Annotated in this window: 18 protein-coding genes; 8 read left to right on the top strand and 10 right to left on the bottom strand. The window is 70.8% G+C overall.

Annotation, left to right across the window (positions count from 1 at the left end; all coding sequences use genetic code 11):
- Nucleotides 1-14: 14 nt before the first annotated feature.
- Both FB390_RS28860 and FB390_RS28855 read right to left on the bottom strand, forming a co-directional pair.
- Entirely contained in the window at nucleotides 15-1,160 is a 1,146-nt protein-coding gene (locus FB390_RS28860) for a serine hydrolase domain-containing protein (RefSeq protein WP_141812391.1), read from the bottom strand.
- A 31-nt stretch (nucleotides 1,161-1,191) separates the two neighbouring features.
- Nucleotides 1,192-1,869 carry an MBL fold metallo-hydrolase gene (locus FB390_RS28855; protein WP_141812390.1) on the bottom strand — a complete coding sequence of 226 codons (678 nt, stop codon included), beginning with the start codon at nucleotides 1,867-1,869 and terminating at the stop codon, nucleotides 1,192-1,194.
- Nucleotides 1,870-1,919: 50 nt separating this feature from the next.
- Here FB390_RS28855 and FB390_RS28850 point away from each other — a divergent pair, with 50 nt between their 5' ends.
- Both FB390_RS28850 and FB390_RS28845 read left to right on the top strand, forming a co-directional pair.
- Nucleotides 1,920-3,896 (top strand): TPM domain-containing protein, encoded by a 1,977-nt coding sequence (locus tag FB390_RS28850; RefSeq protein ID WP_141812389.1) that lies wholly within the window; start codon nucleotides 1,920-1,922, stop codon nucleotides 3,894-3,896.
- A gap of 45 nt (nucleotides 3,897-3,941) precedes the next feature.
- Nucleotides 3,942-4,760 (top strand): MerR family transcriptional regulator, encoded by an 819-nt coding sequence (locus FB390_RS28845; RefSeq protein ID WP_141812388.1) that lies wholly within the window; start codon nucleotides 3,942-3,944, stop codon nucleotides 4,758-4,760.
- A gap of 198 nt (nucleotides 4,761-4,958) precedes the next feature.
- Here FB390_RS28845 and FB390_RS28840 read toward each other — a convergent pair whose 3' ends face one another.
- Nucleotides 4,959-6,398: a molybdopterin-dependent oxidoreductase gene (locus FB390_RS28840; RefSeq protein WP_185757311.1), complete on the bottom strand. Its 1,440-nt coding sequence runs from the start codon at nucleotides 6,396-6,398 to the stop codon at nucleotides 4,959-4,961.
- Between the two features lie 226 nt (nucleotides 6,399-6,624).
- On the bottom strand, nucleotides 6,625-7,890 hold the full coding sequence (locus FB390_RS28835; protein WP_246124436.1) for a phthiocerol/phthiodiolone dimycocerosyl transferase family protein: 1,266 nt from the start codon (nucleotides 7,888-7,890) through the stop codon (nucleotides 6,625-6,627).
- 63 nt (nucleotides 7,891-7,953) lie between these two features.
- On the opposite strand from FB390_RS28835, the gene FB390_RS28830 reads away from it, so the two are divergent.
- Nucleotides 7,954-8,565 (top strand): TenA family protein, encoded by a 612-nt coding sequence (locus tag FB390_RS28830; RefSeq protein WP_141812385.1) that lies wholly within the window; start codon nucleotides 7,954-7,956, stop codon nucleotides 8,563-8,565.
- A gap of 76 nt (nucleotides 8,566-8,641) precedes the next feature.
- The gene (locus FB390_RS28825) at nucleotides 8,642-9,367 is read left to right on the top strand and encodes a DUF899 domain-containing protein (RefSeq protein WP_141812384.1); all 726 of its coding nucleotides are present in this window, start codon (nucleotides 8,642-8,644) and stop codon (nucleotides 9,365-9,367) included.
- 110 nt (nucleotides 9,368-9,477) lie between these two features.
- Here the strand turns inward: FB390_RS28825 and FB390_RS28820 are convergent, their stop codons facing one another.
- Nucleotides 9,478-10,878, bottom strand: a complete 1,401-nt coding sequence (locus FB390_RS28820; protein ID WP_185757310.1) for a glycine--tRNA ligase — start codon at nucleotides 10,876-10,878, stop codon at nucleotides 9,478-9,480.
- Nucleotides 10,879-11,260: 382 nt separating this feature from the next.
- Between FB390_RS28820 and FB390_RS28815 the strand changes: the two genes are divergently transcribed.
- The 3 genes from FB390_RS28815 to FB390_RS28805 all read left to right on the top strand — a co-directional run bounded on the left by FB390_RS28815 (nucleotide 11,261) and on the right by FB390_RS28805 (nucleotide 13,111).
- Nucleotides 11,261-12,244, top strand: a complete 984-nt coding sequence (locus FB390_RS28815; RefSeq protein WP_141812382.1) for a hypothetical protein — start codon at nucleotides 11,261-11,263, stop codon at nucleotides 12,242-12,244.
- 84 nt (nucleotides 12,245-12,328) lie between these two features.
- A complete protein-coding gene (locus tag FB390_RS28810) occupies nucleotides 12,329-12,679 on the top strand; it encodes an ArsR/SmtB family transcription factor (RefSeq protein WP_067787209.1) in 351 nt (116 codons plus the stop codon).
- Nucleotides 12,680-12,682: 3 nt separating this feature from the next.
- Nucleotides 12,683-13,111, top strand: coding sequence for a Fur family transcriptional regulator (locus tag FB390_RS28805; RefSeq protein WP_141812381.1), 429 nt, complete (start codon nucleotides 12,683-12,685; stop codon nucleotides 13,109-13,111).
- Nucleotides 13,112-13,171: 60 nt separating this feature from the next.
- On the opposite strand, the gene FB390_RS28800 is transcribed toward FB390_RS28805, so the two are convergent.
- A complete protein-coding gene (locus tag FB390_RS28800) occupies nucleotides 13,172-14,149 on the bottom strand; it encodes a hypothetical protein (protein ID WP_141812380.1) in 978 nt (325 codons plus the stop codon).
- Nucleotides 14,150-14,252: 103 nt separating this feature from the next.
- On the opposite strand from FB390_RS28800, the gene FB390_RS28795 reads away from it, so the two are divergent.
- Nucleotides 14,253-14,861: a TetR/AcrR family transcriptional regulator gene (locus tag FB390_RS28795; protein ID WP_141812379.1), complete on the top strand. Its 609-nt coding sequence runs from the start codon at nucleotides 14,253-14,255 to the stop codon at nucleotides 14,859-14,861.
- Between the two features lie 22 nt (nucleotides 14,862-14,883).
- Here FB390_RS28795 and FB390_RS28790 read toward each other — a convergent pair whose 3' ends face one another.
- The 4 genes from FB390_RS28790 to recO all read right to left on the bottom strand — a co-directional run bounded on the left by FB390_RS28790 (nucleotide 14,884) and on the right by recO (nucleotide 18,457).
- On the bottom strand, nucleotides 14,884-16,263 hold the full coding sequence (locus tag FB390_RS28790) for an ATP-binding protein (protein WP_141812378.1): 1,380 nt from the start codon (nucleotides 16,261-16,263) through the stop codon (nucleotides 14,884-14,886).
- Between the two features lie 94 nt (nucleotides 16,264-16,357).
- Complete coding sequence (locus tag FB390_RS28785) at nucleotides 16,358-16,768, bottom strand: YbjN domain-containing protein (RefSeq protein WP_141813148.1); 411 nt, start codon at nucleotides 16,766-16,768, stop codon at nucleotides 16,358-16,360.
- Nucleotides 16,769-16,782: 14 nt separating this feature from the next.
- The gene (locus FB390_RS28780) at nucleotides 16,783-17,610 is read right to left on the bottom strand and encodes an isoprenyl transferase (RefSeq protein WP_097245782.1); all 828 of its coding nucleotides are present in this window, start codon (nucleotides 17,608-17,610) and stop codon (nucleotides 16,783-16,785) included.
- An 85-nt stretch (nucleotides 17,611-17,695) separates the two neighbouring features.
- On the bottom strand, nucleotides 17,696-18,457 hold the full coding sequence (recO, locus tag FB390_RS28775) for a DNA repair protein RecO (RefSeq protein ID WP_141812377.1): 762 nt from the start codon (nucleotides 18,455-18,457) through the stop codon (nucleotides 17,696-17,698).
- Between the last annotated feature and the right edge of the window lie 45 nt (nucleotides 18,458-18,502).

Below are 18,502 nucleotides of genomic sequence, written 5' to 3'. Positions count from 1 at the left end.
TCCGCCCGGTCGAACTAGAGCGCCGCGTAGGCCGCCGCTACCAGGTCGTAGGCGCGGCGGTCGCCCGCCAGTCCTTCGCGGCGCAGGTTGGGGATGAAGGCCAGCGCGAGATCGTGTTCCAGGTCGCCGAGGCCGACCGAGCCGCCCGCTCCCGGATGACCGAAGGCGGTCGCGCGCGCGCTCTTCGGAAGCCGGAAGTTCGGCGACGGGCGCATGTAGCCGAGCGCGAAAGCGCTGTCCAGGGCGAGGATTTCGTCCGCGCCGCGCACTCGTTCGCGCACGGCGTCGCGCAGCGTCTCGGGGCGCAGCAGGTCGCCGCGGATCAGGTCGCGGTAGAACCGGGCCAGCGCGCGCGGTGTGGTGACCATGCCGGAGCCCGGCCAGCCGCCCGCTAGCACGGTCGGATCGTTGTAGGAGCCGGTGGGATTCGTCGACCCGCGCATCAGCAGCGACTCGGGATCGCGATACGCCTCGGCCAGTCGTCGTACCGCGGGATTCTCGGACAGATCCTCCGTCCGCCATTCCATTTGGGCCGCGGGTGGAAAGCCGAGGCGAGCGGCGCGCGAGATCTCGTCCGGGCCCGCCCAGAGTTCCGCGCCGAAATGCTCCCTGACGAACTCCGGGACGGTCCGGCCGCTGCGTCTGCGCACCAGCTCGCCGACCAGCCATCCGAAGGTGAGCGCGTGATAGCCGTGCTTGGCGCCGGGCTCCCACACCGGGGCCTGCCCCGCGAGTTCGGCCGCCATGGCGGCGGGATCGGCCGCGTCGAACTTGGTCAGCGGCCGCTCGAAGACGGGCAGGCCCGCGCGATGGGTCAGCAGATCCTCGACGGTGATCGCGTGTTTACCGTGCGCGGCGAACTCCGGCCACCAGCGCCGCACCGGCTCTTCGGGCCCGGTCCCCGCGCGCTCCATGACCAGCAGCGCGGCGGTTGCGGTGACCGCCTTGGTGCAGGAGAACGCGACGCACGGCGTATCGGCCGACCACGGCCGCCCGCTGCGCTCGTCCGCGACGCCGCCCCACAAATCCACCACCGGGCGTCCGCCGGCGAACACCGCCACCGCGGCCCCACGATTCTGCCCGTCGGCGAAGCTGGCCGCGAATACCTCCCGCACCTCCCGGAACGCGGGATCGCAGGTACCGGCAACAGAATCCGTCACGCAAAAATTAGAACACGTTCTACATCGCGTGTCACCAGCCGCGCGCGCGCCACTCGTCCAGATGCGGGCGTTCGGTGCCGAGGGTGGTGTCGTCGCCGTGGCCCGGGTAGACGACGGTGTCGTCGTCGTAGCGGTCGAAGAGTTTGGTGGTGACGTCGGTGTAGAGGGAGGTGAAGTCCTCGGGGCTGTGGGTTTTGCCGACGCCGCCGGGGAAGAGGCTGTCGCCGGTGAACAGGTGGATGCGGCCGGGTTCCTCGGGGAGGGCCAGGGCGACCGAGCCGGGGGTGTGGCCGCTGAGGTGGATGACGGTGAGGGTGAGGTCGCCGATCTCGACGGTGTCGCCGTCGTCGAGGAGCCGGTCGGGGGTGACGGGCAGCGGGTCGGCGTCGAGGCGGTGCGCCGCGGTGGGGACGTCGAGTTCGGCGGCGACTTCCTTCAGCGCCCACCAGTGGTCGGGATGCTGGTGGGTGGTGACGATCAGCCGGACCTTGCCGGGCGCTTCCTGGGCGATGAGCTCGAGAATGCGGTCGGGTTCGTTGGCGGCGTCGATGAGCAGCGCGGCGCCGGTGGCCGCGCACTGCACGAGGTAGACGTTGTTGTCCATGCCACCGACGGACATCTTGATGATTCGCGCGCCGTCGAGGTCGCGCTGCTGCGGGTTCGAGCCCGCGGACACGTGGCCGGTGTAGGGGCGGTCGATCGTGATCACGCCACGATGCTATCCACTGATTCGCCGGGAACCGGGGATAGATTCGTGGAATGCCGTCGCAGCCGAAACGTCGCGTCCGCTGGTCCACCCGGGTGGTGGTCGGTCTTCTGCTGCTGGCCACGGCGCTGATCGGTGCGCCGACCGGCACGGCGGAACCGCCGAGCCGGATGGACACCTATGTCGAGGACAGCGCGGGCGTGTTGGACGACGGCCAAATGGACCGCGTCCAAGCCGCCGTGGACCGTCTCTACGACGACCGGCGGGTCCGCCTGTGGATCGGCTACGTGCGCGATTTCGACGGGCTCGGCGCCGAGGCGTGGGCCGAACGCACCGCCGCCGCTTCCGGTTTCGGCACCCGCGACCTGCTGCTCGCGGTCGCCACCGGATCGCGCGACTACTGGTTCTACGGCGACCTTCCCGCGGGCGTCAGCGACGGCGAGCTGGACCAGCTGCTGACCAACGAGGTCGAGCCCGCGCTGCGCGACGGCGACTGGGCCGCCGCGGGCGTCAGGACCGCCGACGGACTGAACTCGGCGATGAGCGCGGGCGGGGTGAGCCTCCGCACGCTGCTGATCCCGGCCCTCGTCGTCGCCGCGGCGCTAGGCGCGCTTCTGCTCTACACGCGCAAGCGCCGCCGCGATCGGAGCCGCGCCGAGCTGGAGGCGGCGCGCAAGGTGGACCCCGACGACAGCGCCGCCCTCGCCGCGCTCCCGCTGGAGGCGCTGCACGAGCGGTCGCGCGAGGTGCTCGTCGAGCTCGACAACGCCGTGCGCACCAGCGCCGAGGAACTGGAATTGGCCGTCGGCGAGTTCGGCGCGACCGCGGCTACGCCGTTCACCACCGCGCTGGACAACGCGAAAACCGCCGCCGCCAAGGCTTTCGCCATCCGCCAGCGGCTCGACGACGACATTCCGGAGACCGCCGAGGACCAGCGCCGCCTGCTGATCGAACTGATCGGCATCGTCGGCCGCGCGGATCGCGAACTCGACGGGCGGGTCGCCGAATTCGACGCGATGCGCGACCTGCTGATCGACGCGCCCGCCCGATTGGACGCGCTGACCAGGGATCTGGTCGACCTCACCGGCCGGGTGCCCGCCTCGGAAGCCGAGCTGACCCGGCTGACCGCCGCGCATCCGGCCAGCGTGCTCGCCCCGATCCGGGACAACACGGCGATGGCGCGCGAACGCATCGCCTTCGCCGAACAGAACGTCGATGCCGGACGCGCCGCGCTGACGCGGCCGGTCGGCGAACAGGGCGCGGCCGTCGGCGCGATCCGGGCCGCCGAGGGGGCCATCGGCCAGGCGCGCACACTGCTGGACGCGGTCGACAACGCGGCGACCACGATCCAGCAGGCCCGCGACGGCCTGCCCGCCGCGCTGGACGAACTGCGCAAGGACATCGACGCCGCCACCGAACTCGTCGCGTTCGGCGGCGCCGAGCTGGAAGCCGCGACCGTTTCGGCGCGCCAAGCCCTGGACAAGGCGTCCGCCGCGGCCGACGCCGACCCGCTGAACGCCTTCCACGACGCGGTGGCCGCCGACGGCGATCTGGATCGCGCCATCGCCGCCGCCACCGACCGCAAACTCGCCGCCGAGGACCTGCGCCGCCGCCTCGATCAGGCGCTCACCGACGCTCGCGCCCGGGTGGCCGCGGCGTCCGACTACCTCACCACCCGGCGCGGCGGCATCGACGCGAACGCCCGCACCCGGCTCTCCGAGGCGCAGCGGAATCTCGATGCGGCGCAACGGCTCGGCGGCACCGACCCGGGGCAGGCGCTGCGGCACGCGCAGGCCGCGGCCGATCTGGCGGGCCGCGCGCTGCAAGAGGCGCAGGCCAGCGTGCGGGCGTGGGAGGCGAGCAGGCCGCCTTCGGGTGGGGCGCAGGCGGGCGCGGTGCTCGGCGGCATCCTGTTGGAGGGCTTGCTGCGCGGCGCGGCGGGCGGGTATCGCACCGGCGGCGGGTACCGGCCCGGCTCGTTCGGCGGTTCCAGCGGGTCGCGGCGCGTCAGCCGGGGCGGGCGGTTCTGAGTCCTTGACCCTGACACCGTGTGAGGCCGTAGACCGGAGAGCGTCATGTTCAGCATCGGAGATTTCGCCAGACACGGACGGGTGTCGGTGCGCATGCTGCGCCACTACGACAGCATCGGGCTGCTGCGGCCCGACGTGGTGGACCCGGCCACCGGCTATCGGTTCTACGCGGCAGGACAACTCACCCGGCTCAACCGCATCGTCGCGCTGAAGGAACTTGGCTTCACCCTGGAACAGGTGCGCCGGATACTCGACGAGGAGGTGAGCGGCGCGGAACTGCGCGGCATGCTCACCCTGCGCCGCGCGGAACTGGAGCAGCGCATCGCGGCGGACCGGGAACGGCTCGTCCAGGTCGAGACGAGACTTCGCGTCATCGAGAAGGAGGGCGCCATGCCCGTGCACGATGTGGTCGTCAAATCCGTTCCCGCCGTCCGGGTCGCCGAGTTGACCGGCGAGGCAGCGGATTTCGAGCCGGGATCGATCGGGCCCGTGGTGGGTCCGTTGTTCGAGGAGCTGTGCGTGCGTTTGGAGCGCGCGGGTCTCACGCCGACCGGTCCCGCCATCGCCTACTACGACGAACTCGCCGACGGATCGGTCCTGGTACACGCCGCACTGCCGGTCGCGACGGAACCGGATGCGGGACAGGACTTCTCGATCGTCGACCTGCCCGCCGTCGAGCAGGCCGCCACGGTCGTGCACCGCGGCAGCATGAACGAGGTGCTGGAACCGTGGCAGGCGCTCGGCCGGTGGATCGACGCCAACGGCTACCGCTCGCAGGGGCTGGCGCGCGAGGTCACCCTGGAGTACACCGAGGACCCCACAGGGTGGGTCACCGAACTTCAGGAGCCGATCAGCCGCCGGTGAGCGTTGCCGATGCCCGCCCCGAAGTTGTTGCGGCGAAGGAGCTTCCGGTCCAACACGGCCGGCGCGCCGCCGATCACCGGGCCGGACATCGCGCCGGAGAACGAGGCCGCCTCGCGGAAATCGTCGGAGTGGAGCGGCCGACCTGGTGACAGCGGCCGTCGGGCTGGACAATCCTGCCCCGTTGCCCGCCAGGCAGGCTCAGACCTGCACGGTGACCGCGTGAATGCCGGTGGGGCCCAACGGGAACGGCGCGCGGGTGGCGCTTTCCTGCACGTGCCCGGAGCGGCTGATGGCGCGGGCGCGCAGGGTATGCGGGCCGGGCGGCAGTTCGAGCGTGGTGCGCCAGCGCCGCCACGCGGCGGGAGCCAGCTCGGTGCCGAGATCGACCGGCCGCCATTCGCCGTCGTCGACGCTGACTTCCACCTCCGCCACACCGTGCGGCGGGGCCCAGGCGACGCCGGCGACGGTGAGCGTCCCCGCGACGGTGCGACCAGGGGCCGTCGCGTCGATGCGGGCGTGCGGCTCCACCCACAGCAGCTCGTCGGTCCAGCCGCGCTGGACCCAGTAGTCGGAGTGGCTGTCGTCGGTCAGTTCCAGTTCGGACAACCACTTCGCGCCGGTGTACTGGCCGTAGAGCCCGGGCACGAAAACGCGGGCCGGGAAGCCGTGCTCGGGCGGCAATGGTTCGCCGTTCATGCCGATCACCAGGTAGCCGGGCAGCTCACCGGAACGCAGCGGTTCGACGGGCAGCGAGATGGTGTAGCCGTCGACGGCGCGGGTCACCAGCCGGGTGGCGCCGGGCTCCGGAATCGCGTGCTTCAGCAGGTGCGCGAGCGGCACGCCGAACCAGCGCGCGTTGCCCGCCCTGCCCTGGCCCGCCCGGTTGTGCACGCAGACCATGACCGCATCGAATTCGACCGCGTCGGCGGCCAATTCGGTCAGCGACAGCCGCAGCGGGTGGGCCACCATGCCGGTGACGGCGAGCCGCCAGTGGTCCGGATCGATGCGCGGCGGGCGCAGGCTCACGTCGGCGACGTAGAACCGGCCCGCCGTGGTGATCAGCGGGGAGAGGCCGGGCTCCTCGAGCCCGTCGTCCGGAACCAGGCCGATGCCGCCGAGCGGGCCGATGCGCCGAATCACGCCGTCCTGTTCGAGATCCTGATCGCGGTGCAGCTTCTGCGCCGCGGCGAGCAGCCCCGCGCCCGCCGCCGTCCACGCCAGCTTGCCGAGCAGTCCGCGCGGCCGCCTGCGCAAACCGGTCGCCAGCACCGCGGCGGCGGCCGACGCCCCCGCGAACGTGGAGGCGGACCTGGTCGGCTTCCGCAGCGCCAGCGCCGCCGCACCCGCGCCGAACGCCGCCGCGGCCGGCGTTCGCAGGCGGGGCGGCAGCGCGCCCACGGCAGCGGTCGCGGCGATCGCACCCGCGCCGACACCGAGCCGGGTGACCGCCTTGTCGTGCCTGCCCGACAGCACGACGGTGGCCTCCACCACCGGCACCGGCACGGTGTCGATCAGGGCCCGGCCGACGGTGTCGATCAGGGATCCGCCCTTGGCGGCGGCGATCGCCTCCCCCAACCCCAGTGCGGCCACGCCTACCGCGGCCGCCCCGAGGCCACCGCTCTCTTCGTTCGTCCGCACCGCCCGAAACACCCGCTTCCGCCTCATCGCCGACGTGGTCTCCCCCAGCATTGTCCACGAATCGGCCGACATGTCCGCGTCTTTCGGCGCGGACAGCCAGTCTCCGATCAGCTGCCTGGCACACCGTCACACGGAGACGAGCTCGCTGCCTGGCGCGGGAACAGCTGACCTCCGGCAGGCACGGATCGACAGCCGCCGATCGGCCGGCCTGCCGACGCCACGGTGATCAGACGTCGATCGATACGGCTGCCAAAGTGGCAAGCTCCCGGCCCACGGCCGACGGCAACCGGTCCGCGAGCGGTCCGCCGCCGAGCACGCCGACGCACAGGCGGTCGGCGAAGGTGTAGACGAGGAAGGTGACGGCCGCCGAGGGTCCCGCGGACAAGCGCGGATGGGCGGAGAGATAGACGATCTCGTAGTCGGTGAGCGCGAGGCCCGGCGGCGTGCGGAAGCGCGGCACCCTGCCGGTGTTGGTCACCGCGATGTGCCCGGCCAGCGAGTGAATCGCGCTGGGACCGAAGAACTCCGGGAAGTGCAGCACCGATTGCTGGACGATGCCCTCGGCGAGGTCGTGGCGCAGCCGTGCCGAAATGCGTCGCGCCAGTTCGATCACGTCGGTCGCGCTGGTGACGTCGGCGGCGAAGGCGGCGAGCCCGGCCATATTGGTGCCCTCGGCGGCGGCGATCGGCGGATTCAGCCGCGATCGCATGTCCACGGGATAGACGCAGCGCAGCGGTGCGGAATCGTCCGGCTCCGCTTCGCCCGCGTAAGCCCGCAGCAGCGCGGCCGTGATCAGCCCGTTCACGGTGACGCTGTGTCGCCGCCCGAGTTCCACGATCCGCGCGGTCGCCTCCGGCTCGAGAATCGTCCGCTCCGGCCGTGCCAGCGCGGCGGGCGCGGGAGTCGGCGGATCGGGCGGCAGGACCGGCGGCTGCGCCAGCGGTCGCGACGCGGCCTCGAGCCCGGACACCGCCGACCGTGGGATGCCGTGCCGGGCGGCGTACCACTCGAGCGGGCGCGGATAGGACTGTGGCGCAACATCATTCGCGACGCCGGAAACCTCGTCGGTGTACCGGTCCCACAGCCGGGCGAGCAGCGCGACGCAGTGGCCCGCGTCGGCGACGGAGTGGTGCGCGTAGAGCGTCACGCGGGCACGGCTGTCCTCGCTGACCACGTCGAGATAGGCGAGCTGGGCCGACGGATCGAGCGACTCCCCCGGCAGCCGGACGGTCGCGGTGTCGCCCGCGCGAACCCACGCACCCACCGCGCTCCCCGCCGGGCGCAGCAGGTGACCGGCCCCGGCGGCGTCCTCCCCGATGCGGCAGCCGAGGATCGGGTGGGCGCGCAGCAGCGCGTCGAAAGCGCTTCGCAAGGCGGCGATATCGAGCTCGCCCTCGACCAGAACGGAGCGACCGGTATAGGTCGCGTGCCGCACGAAACGCTGCTCGGACGGCGCGAGCACCCGCACCGTATCGTCCGCTGTCCACCACACACCGCCAAGGGTGCGGCAACACCGGATCCTTCGCAAACCGGGCAGTACGGAAGACTGACGGACATGAGTCTCGCCGCCCATCTGGAGGACATCGGCCGCCCGCTGGTCGCCGAACAGCGCGCCCACCCGACCGTGGCGGGCATCGCCGCGGGCGATCTGCCCGAGCCGGTGTTCCGTTCCTGGCTGGAGCAGGACTACCTGTTCCTGCTCGACTACGTGCGGGTGTTCAGCAGACTGGCCTGGCAGGCGCCCGCCGCGCACCTCGGCGATCTGGTCGACCTGGCGCACGCCACCTTTCACGACGAGCTCGCACTGCACCGCTCGCTGGCCGCGGAGTTCGGCGCCGATCTCGACGGCGCGACCAAGGGCGAACCGTGCGCGAACTACACCGCCTTCCTGCTGGACTCGGCCGCGAACTACGGCGAAGGCCTCGCCGCGCTCTACCCGTGCATGTGGGGTTATTCCACGCTCGGTGCGCAGCTGGCCGTCGACCCGCCCGCCGAGCCGCGGTACCGCCGCTGGGTCGACACCTACGCCGATCCGGGCTTCGCCGCGCTGACCCGCCGCTGCGCCGAGATGCTCGACGAGTCCGGCGCCGACCCCGCGCGCGCCGAGCTCCTCTTCCGCGAAGGCATGCGCCACGAGCTGGCGTTCTGGGACGTGCCCGTGGCTTGACGGCGCACCGATGAATTCCGCGCGTCGGTCCGGTCTACCTACGTGAACCGGTGTGTCGAATTCGAGGAGAACCGTCATGACCCGTCCACCCGAGGTCTCCCGCGACGAATGGCTGCGTGCCCGCAAGCGGCTGCTCGCCGAGGAGAAGGAACTCACCCGCAAACAGGACGCACTGGCCGCCGCGCGCCGCGCGCTGCCGATGGTCCGGATCGACAAGGAGTACGGCTTCGAGGGCGAGGCGGGCAAGGCGAGCCTGGCCGAACTGTTCGAGGGCCGCCGCCAGCTGATCGTCTACCACATGATGTGGCGCTGGGATCTGGACGCGGGCTGCCCGAGCTGCGCGATGTTGCTCGACAACGTCGGGCATCTGGCGCACCTGCACGCGCAGAACACGACCTTCGCGGCGGTCTCGCGCGGACCGTGGGAATCGTTGGGGCCCTATCGCGAACGGATGGGCTGGGCGTTCCCGATGTACTCCTCGTTCGGCGGCGACTTCAACTACGACTTCCACGCCACCCTTGACGAGTCGGTCGCGCCGGTCGAATACAACTACCTGAGCAAGGCCGAGCTGAAGCTGAAGGGCCAGACTTGGCACGCCGAAGGCGAGCAGCCGGGCACCAGCGTGTTCTGGCGCGACGACGATGACACCGTATTCCACACCTACTCGGCCTACAGCCGCGGCGGCGACATCCTCATCGGAACCCACAACCTCCTGGACTTGACCCCGTTGGGCAGGCAGCGGCACGTCGGCGAGGCGGTGCACCACGACCGTTACGGGATCGATCGGCCACCGTGCCATTGAACGTCTTCGGGCGCAGCGTCTTCGATCGAGCGCACGGCTTCTCGAATCGAGCACCCGGAAACGCGACGACCCGCGACCGGCAGCGCGGTCGCGGGTCGTCGCGGGGAAACTCAGACGCCGATGAGGTGCTGGGCCAGGTAACCCTCGACCTTGTCCAGCGCGATCCGCTCCTGAGCCATCGAGTCGCGCTCGCGGATGGTCACCGCCTGGTCGTCGAGGGTGTCGAAGTCGACGGTGATGCAGAACGGCGTGCCGATCTCGTCCTGGCGACGGTAGCGACGGCCGATCGCGCCCGCGTCGTCGAACTCGACGTTCCAGTGCTTGCGCAGCTGGGTGGCGAGGTCCTTGGCCTTCGGCGTCAGGTCGGCGTTGCGCGACAGCGGCAGCACGGCGGCCTTCACCGGCGCGAGCCTGCGGTCCAAGCGCAACACGGTGCGAACGTCCACGCCGCCCTTGGCGTTCGGCGCCTCGTCCTCGGCGTAGGCGTCCACCAGGAACGCCATCAGCGAACGGGTCAGACCGGCCGCGGGCTCGATGACGTACGGGATGTAGCGCTCGTTGCTCGTCTGGTCGAAGTAGCTGAGCTCGGTGCCGGAGTGCTCCGAATGCGTCTTGAGGTCGTAGTCGGTGCGGTTGGCGACGCCCTCCAGCTCACCCCACTCGCTGCCCTGGAAGCGGAAGCGGTACTCGATGTCGACGGTGCGCGTCGAGTAGTGCGACAGCTTCTCCTTCGGGTGCTCGTAGAGCCGCAGGTTCTCCGGGTCGATGCCGAGATCGGTGTACCAGGCCATGCGGGTGTCGATCCAGTACTGGTGCCACTGCTCGTCCTCGCCCGGCTTGACGAAGAACTCCATTTCCATCTGCTCGAACTCGCGCGTGCGGAAGATGAAGTTGCCCGGCGTGATCTCGTTGCGGAAGCTCTTGCCGATCTGGGCGATGCCGAACGGCGGCTTCTTGCGCGCGGTGGTCTCGACGTTCTTGTAGTTGACGAAGATGCCCTGCGCCGTCTCCGGGCGCAGGTAGTGCAGGCCCTCCTCGTCGTCCACCGGACCGAGGAAGGTCTTGAGCAGACCGGAGAAATTGCGCGGCTCGGTCCACTGGCCGGGGTCGCCGGTCTCGGGGTCGCGGATGTCGGCCAGGCCGTTGGCGGGCGGGTGGCCGTGCTTCTCCTCGTAGGCCTCGAGCAGGTGGTCGGCGCGGTAGCGCTTGTGCGTGATGAGCGATTCGACGAGCGGGTCGGTGAAGGTCGCGACGTGGCCCGACGCCTCCCAGACCTGGCGCGGCAGGATCACCGACGAGTCGAGGCCGACGACGTCCTCGCGGCTGGTGACCATGGCGCGCCACCACTGCCGCTTGATGTTCTCCTTCAGCTCGACACCGAGCGGACCGTAGTCCCATGCCGACTTGGTGCCTCCGTAGATCTCACCGCACGGGTACACCAGACCCCGGCGCTTGGCGAGGTTGGCAACGGTGTCCACCTTCGACTTGGGTGCCACGCGAGATTTCTCCATCCACTGCGAGTCGGATTTTCATTCACTGCACTGCATCTTTTTCAGTGAATGCTATAGATCCCTCCAGCTTATCGGCATCGCGCAATCGACTTTGCACCGCCAGCCACCTGCACCGGATCGCGCGCGAGGCCTCCGCTTCCCGAGCTGCCCTCGCTCGGCACTGCCGAACCTGGTTCGTCGGTGGCCCGCGCACGGCCGGAGCGGAGGCGGAGCTACGCCCCCTGGATCACGGCCCCGGGACGCGGAACCGTCGGGCGGGTGCGATCATGTTCCGACGGACCGCCGGGATCGCCCCGGCGCCAACGTTTTTGCCGAAGACGGCCGGGGCGGGGTGGGGCGCTGAGCTCCGAACGATTCGGCGAGTAGTACATAGGGGTGGGCCGTGGCCGATCTGCCACCGGATCTGTTCGATGCCGACTGGGCGCGCGAAGCCGAGCGCCGTGCCCTGCGCGATCACCGGCGCGCGGTCAGGGCGCACAAGGTCCGCCGCCTGGCCCAGCCCAACCGCGGCGCGCTGCTCTCGATGCTCGCGCTCAGCCTCGCGGCGGTGCTGGTGTGGGCGGGCTTCACCTTCCTGGACGGGACGGCGCCGAGCGCGAGCGCACCGGCCGCGAGCACCTCGAGCACGTCCACCGCGCCGCTGCGCAAGAACGCCGAGATCGATCCGATCAGGCCGTTCGCCGACACTCCCGCCGCCATGTGGCGCGAGGGCGCGGGCGGCATCGAACCGCCGCCCGCGATTGCCGTCGGCAAGTATTCCGCCGAGCAGGTCGGCCAGTTCATGGAGCGGGTGCGTCAGCTGATCATCACCGCGCGCCTGGATCGCACGGTGCTGGAGACCGGCGACCCGGCCCCGGTGCTCGCGTTGCTCGCGCCGATGATGGTCGAGAAGCTGGCGGAGGAGCTGGCGCCCGGCCACGAGCGCGAGTCGTGGTACGTGGCCGAGCGGATCGCGAAGGACTTCCGGCTGTTGCCCGTCCAACCGCGCGTCACCGGGTCGATGACGCCGACCGTCAACGACAAAGGCGAACTCGCCGTGCGGACCAACTACCTGGTCGCCTACGCGTTCGAGGCGCCGGATCCGAAGAACCTCCGCGGGCCCATGGACATCGTGGCGCTGGTCCGCCAAGAGATCGAATTCCGCTGGATCGACGACCCGAAGTACGCTGCCGACGCGATGGGCATCTGGTTCGGCGAAGTGGACGGTTTCAGTTACTCCGTCGGCTGCGCCCAGTCGAACCTGGGCTTCCTCGCACCGTCCTACAGCAACCCTCCGGGGACGGGGTCGGCGACGCCTCCCGCGCGCCGCAGCGAGGAGTACTTCGATCCGAATATTCCGATGCCGAACGAGGACGGTTGCCCGTAGACCCACCGCCCGGCGCGCCGGGTTTGACATGCGCACCTGTGCATATCAAAATGGGATCGCTTTCCAATAAGGAGTTGGTTCCCGATGACCGCCGAGACGGCCGCCGCGCATTCGCACACACCGTATCGCTCCCCCGGACCCGCGCCCGTACCCGCGCGCACCGTCCTGGAGGACGCGGGCGAATTGCTCCGCGCCCTGGCCGCGCCCGTGCGCATCGCCATCGTGCTTCAGCTACGCGAGTCGCCGCGCTGCGTGCACGAGCTGGTGGACGCGCTCGGCGTGACCCAGCCGTTGGTGAGTCAGCATCTGCGCATCCTGAAGTCGGCGGGCGTCGTGCACGGCGAGCGGTCCGGCCGCGAGGTGCTCTACGAACTCGTCGACGACCACTTGGCGCATATCGTGGTCGACGCCGTCGCGCACGCCGAGGAAGGGTGATCCGTGCAGGAGAAGACGTTGGACCCGCAGAAGCCGGTCGGGATCCGCAGCACGCGCCAGCGCAGCGCGATCGCCGCGCTGCTCGGTGACATCGACGAGTTCCGCTCCGCCCAGGAACTGCACGACGAGCTGCGCAAGCGCGGCGAGGGCATCGGTCTCACCACGGTCTACCGGACCTTGCAGTCGCTGGCCGACGCGGGCTTGGTCGACGTGCTGCGCACCGACTCCGGCGAGTCGGTCTACCGGCAGTGCTCCACGGGGCACCATCACCATCTGGTCTGCAGGCACTGCGGCCGCACCGTCGAGGTCGAGGGCCCGACGGTGGAGGCGTGGGCCGAGGCGATCGCGTGCGATCACGGTTTCACCGAGGTGAGCCACACCATCGAGGTCTTCGGCACCTGCCGGAGCTGCGCCGAGACGCCCCGCGACTGACGAACACGACGAAGAAGGCCCCCCGCCGGCTCGGCAGCGGGGGGCCTTCTCGTCGTCGGATCAGGCGGCGGGAACGGGTTCGGCCACCGGCGCGGCCACCGGCGTCGCGGCGTTCCGGCCGCGCAGCGCGGCCACACCGAGCAGGACCAGCGCCGCGGCTGCCCAAATCGCCAGCACCGCAAGCGGTTTCCCGGCTCCGGCGCCGTCGAAGAAGGCGACCGAGCGGAGCAGCGAGGCCGCGGCGCCCGGGGGCAGCAGCTGGCCGATGGCGCCCCACGGCTGCGGCAGCAGCTCCGGGGCGGAGGTGGCGGCCGAGAACGGGTTGCCGACCAGCAGCAGGGTCAGTGCCGCGACGCCGATGCCCGGACGGCCGAGGACCGCGGCCAGCCCGGCCACCGTACCGGCGACCGTGAAGGACACCAGTCCGGCGACCGACGCCAGCGTCAGGTAGCTGCCCGGAAGCACCGACATCCAGCCCTGGACGATCGCCATGCTCAGCAGGCCGCCGAACAGACCGAAGCTCACCAGGCCCGCGACCTTCGCGCCGGCCGACGGGATCAGCAGACTCAGCAGGACGCCCGCCGCGAGGCCCGCCATCACCAGCGGCAGCACCATCGCGCCGAAGGCGGCGCCGCGCGGGTCGTCCGGATCGGCGGGGACGACATCCTCCACCGCGGCCGCGGGCGCGCCGGACAACTGCTGGGCGATGGCGGTGAGCTGCTGGGCCACCGCCGGGCTCGCGCCTGAGGCGACCAGAACCGTCGGCGCTCCCCCGCCGGTGACGATCGCGCCGTAGACCTCGCGGTCCTCGATCGCGGCGCGCGCGGCCGCGGCGTCGGCCGAGGTGGTGATCTCGAAGGCGTCGGGATCACGCTGCCCGAGCCGTTCGGCGACGACGGCGGCCTGCGGACCGGCGACGGCGATGGGCAGGTCACGCGGCGCGATATTGGCCGCGGGCCATGCGAAGGCGATGAGCATCAGCGCCTGGAGCAGGGCCGCGCCGAGGCCGAGGGCGACCGCTTGCTGCATGGTTTTCATGACGTTCTCCCAATAAATCGAATGATCGTTCTCTTTCGATGCCCTTACCGTCGCACGGGGTCGGCGGCTTGTCAAGAACGGATATTCGTTTTACTTTGGGCACATGCCCCGAGTCAGCGAAGAACACCTGGAACGCCGCAGACAGCAGATCCTCGACGCCGCGCGGCTGTGCTTCGCCCGCAAGGGCTTCTTCGAGACGTCGATGCAGGACGTGTTCACCGAATCGGGGCTCTCGGCGGGCGCGGTCTACCGCTACTTCAAGAGCAAGAACGAGATCATCGCGGCGCTGGCCACCCAGACCACCGTCGACTTGCGGGCCGCGATCGCGGAGGCGGTGCGCACCGACCCACTGCCGACACCCGCGCAACTGGTGCGCGGCATCGCCGAGGAAGTGGTCCGCCGCAGCGGACCCGACGGGCCGGTGCGCTTGGCGCCGCAGGCCTGGGCCCTGGCGTTGGTGCACGACGGGGCGGCCGAGCCCGTGCGCGCGACCATGCACGCGATGCGCGACCTCTGGCGCGACTACGCGGTGCGCATGCGCGAGCAGGGCTGGCTACCGGAGGACGCCGACACCGACGCCGTGGCCAAGGCGATCATCGGCTTCCTGCCCGGCTTCATCCTGCAACACCTGATTTTGGAAGACCTCGACCCCGACACCCTCGCCCGCGGCGTCGACCTGCTCATCCCGGTCGGCAAGCCCGTCGCCCGCTGAGGTCGCGCCGCGCCGAATTCGCTCAGCGCAGCGGCACTTCCACGTCGCTACCGCCCTCGGGCGTGAGCCGGGCGCGGACCTTCGCCAGCGACGGCGCCGGGACGAACCCGCCCGCGAACAGCGCCTCGCCCTGCCGGAACCACGGCGACCGCTCGAGCAGGGCGGTCGGCGCGTAGCCGAAATACGTGCCGAGCTCGGCGAGATCGACCGGGGAGGTCATCTTCATCAGCGCGAGGTTGTCGCACTGGGACAGGATCCCTGGGTGCACCTTCGACGGCCGCTGGGTCGACAGCAGCAGCCACAGCCCGTACTTGCGACCCTCGGCGGCGATCTGGATCAGGCGTTCGCGCACGGCGACCGCGATCGGCGAATCCAGGCGCGGTGAAGCCAGATTGTGCGCCTCGTCGATGACGAGCAGCACCGGGCGACGCTCCTCGCGGCGCGCCCACAGATCGTCAAGCAGGGACAGCGCGACCACGAGGTACTGCTCGGGCGTCGAGAAACCGCCGAGGTCGAGCACCGTGACGTCCGGCCGGGCGGCGACGACATCGGTGACGGGCGCGTCGTGCCAGGCCCACACCTCCCAGTCCAGCAGCCCCAGATTCTCGATACGCATCGCGAGCCGCTGTTGCGCGGCAGGCCCGTCGCCACGCAGCCGCGGCAGGATCTGGTCGAGCTCGCCGGCTTCCAGCACCGTCCCGAGGTGCAGCAGCTCGTTGAACTCCTCCCGGTCCGCGATCGGGTCGACGCGCAGCACGGCGGCCTTGGACCCGATCGGCAGGTCGCGGAACCGCACGCGCAGCGTGCCCGTCTCGGCATTCGGGCGCAACACCCGAATGTCGCGCTCCCGCAAGGCTTCCGCGGTGGGACCCGTCGCGCCGGGCCGTAGCTCGCCGAGCCGGACGAAGTCGGCGTTCGGATCGAAGATCACCACCGGCACCGCGGTGTGCGCGATCAACTGTTCGAGCACGACGCCCAGCGCGTAGGTCTTGCCCGAGCCGCTCTGCCCGCACCAGAAGGTGTGCCGGTTGAACCGCTTCGGCAACAGCCTCGCCGGACCTCCGGGTGCGGTCAGGTTCACGCCGACCTCGAGCCGGGCGCCGGTGGTCTCGTGCAGGGTCTCGACGGTTCGCGTGTCCGCGGCGGCGAGCCGTCCGCGCTCGAAGGCGTGACTCGACCTGGTGTCGATGCCCTCGTCCCGGAGTTCCCCGATCAGCCGCCCGCGCAAGCGTGCGGGGGTGGTCTCGGATCGCTCCTCGACCAGCGCCAGCTGACGGCGACCTTCGGCGACCACGACCACCAGCGAACCGGCGACGAAGGCGCTGCCGCCTGCGTCGGCGACTACGAACGACCGTCCGTCGTCGGAGCGTGCCGCGAGACCCGAACCCTCTTCGGTGCGCATCCCCCGATCCTGCCATCGGCGACACAGCGACTCCACAGCATTCGCCGATCAGCCGCTCGTGCCAGGGCGTTGTCCTGAGTCGAGACCCTGAACGTCAGGGCAGCAAACCCTGGCGCGCCCGGCCCGCGCCGGACAGGACGAGCAGCAGCATGGTGGTCAGCGCCTGGTCGTCCAGGCCCGCGGCGGGGAAGGTGTAGCGCAGGATGACGTCGGCGAGCTTGTCGCGGCCGATGACGGTGAGCGAGCCGAACTGCAAGTTGTTGTTGCGCTCGGCGACTCGCTTGTGCAACTGCGGTTTCAGCGGGCGGTCCCAGGCCAGGACGCAGGTCGTGGACAAAACGTCGAGGCCGGGGGCCAGGGTCACCGCGCGCAGCGAACACAACGCGCCCTCGTATTGGAAGCCGAGCGAACCCTCCGGATCGACACGCACGTCGATGCCGTATTGAGAAAGACACGCGCCGGCCCGCGCCTGGAGTTCCTGATCGGGGGTGACCGCCGCGTCCATCTCCATGCCGCCGTTCACTTGGTGCCGCCGAAGCGGCGGTCACGCGACGCGTACTGGAGGCAGGCCTCCCACAGGTTGCGCCTGTCGAAATCGGGAAACAGCGTGTCCTGGTACACGTATTCGGCGTAGGCCGACTGCCAGATGAGGAAGTTCGAGCTGCGGAACTCGCCGGACGGCCGCAGGAACAGGTCGACGTCGGGCATGTCGGGTTCGTCGAGGAATTGCGCGACGGTGGCCTCGGTGACCTTTTCCGGATCGATCTCGCCCGCCGCCACGCGCCGCGCGATTTCCCTTGCCGCGTCGGCGATTTCGGCGCGACCGCCGTAGTTGACGCACATCGTCAGCGTCATCGTGGTGTTGTCCTTGGTGAGCTCCTCGGCGGTCTCCAGCTCTTTGATCACGCTGCGCCACAGGCGCGGTCGCCGCCCCGCCCAGCGCACCCGCACGCCCATCTCGTGCATCTCGTCGCGGCGGCGGCGGATCACGTCACGGTTGAAGCCCATCAGGAAGCGCACCTCGTCGGGGCTGCGCCGCCAGTTCTCGGTGGAGAACGCGTAGGCCGAGAGCCACTTCACGCCGATCTCGATGCAGCCCTCGACGGTGTCCATCAGCACCGCCTCGCCGCGCTCGTGCCCCGCGGTGCGCGGCAGCCCGCGCTCCTGTGCCCACCGGCCGTTGCCGTCCATCACCAGCGCCACGTGGTTGGGAACCAGTTCCGGGGGCAGCTGCGGCGGCCGCGCGCCCGAGGGGTGCGGCGACGGCGGGCGGACGACGCGGTTCTGCTGTCCGCTGCTCGGCCGTGTCGCGGTGGAGGAGTCTCGACGGAGGATCACGGCCTCCATCCTGCCTGATCCGGCTCGGGAGCAGCGAAGACCTCCGCGGATCGCTCCGCCGACCTGGCGAGCACGGCTCCGATCAGGGCAAAGCTCAGCCGACGTGCCCCGCGGGCGACGGCGTCTTGGTGCGCTCGATCAGGGGCAACGTCCGCAGCTGGCGCTCCAGATGCCATTGCAGGTGGGCGGCGACCAGTCCGCTGGCCTGGCGGCGGACCGAATCGGGCACCGTCGCGATGTAGTCCCACTCCCCCTTCAGCAGGGCGACGAGCAGATCCAGCACGCCCGGCGCCGGGGTGGCCGCGCCGGGCGGGCGGCAATGCACGCAGACCGCGCCGCCCGCGGCCACGTGGAAGGCGCGGTGCGGGCCGGGGGTCGCGCACTTGGCGCATTCGTCCAGCGCGGGCGCCCAGCCCGCGAATCCCATGGCGCGCAACAGGAACGCGTCGAGGATGAGTTCGTGCGGGCGCTGTTTGGCGGCGATGGCGCGCAGCGCGCTCGCGGTCAGCGCGTGCAGGCGCGGCGCGGGCGCGCGTTCCTCGCCCGCGAGGCGTTCGGCGGTCTCCAGCACCGCGCAGGCGGTGGTGTAGCGGCCGTAGTCGTCGATGATGTCGGCGGCGAAGGATTCGACGGTGTGCACCTGGGTGACGGTGTCGAGCGTGCGGCCGGGATGCAGTTGCACGTCGATGTACGAGAACGGCTCCAACCGGGCGCCGAACCGTGACTTGGTCCGCCGCACCCCCTTGGCGACCGCACGGACCAGGCCGTGCTGGCGCGTCAGCAGCGTGACGATGCGGTCCGCCTCACCCAGCTTGTGCTGGCGCACCACGACCGCCTCATCCCGATACAAACGCACGTGCTCATCCTTTCACGAACCGGCGACAGCCCGCGGCCGCCCTGC

The organism is Nocardia bhagyanarayanae, from assembly GCF_006716565.1.
GTDB lineage: Bacteria > Actinomycetota > Actinomycetes > Mycobacteriales > Mycobacteriaceae > Nocardia > Nocardia bhagyanarayanae.
The sequence above is the reverse complement of the archived record's forward strand: the minus strand, read 5'-3'. Positions and strand labels throughout refer to the sequence as shown.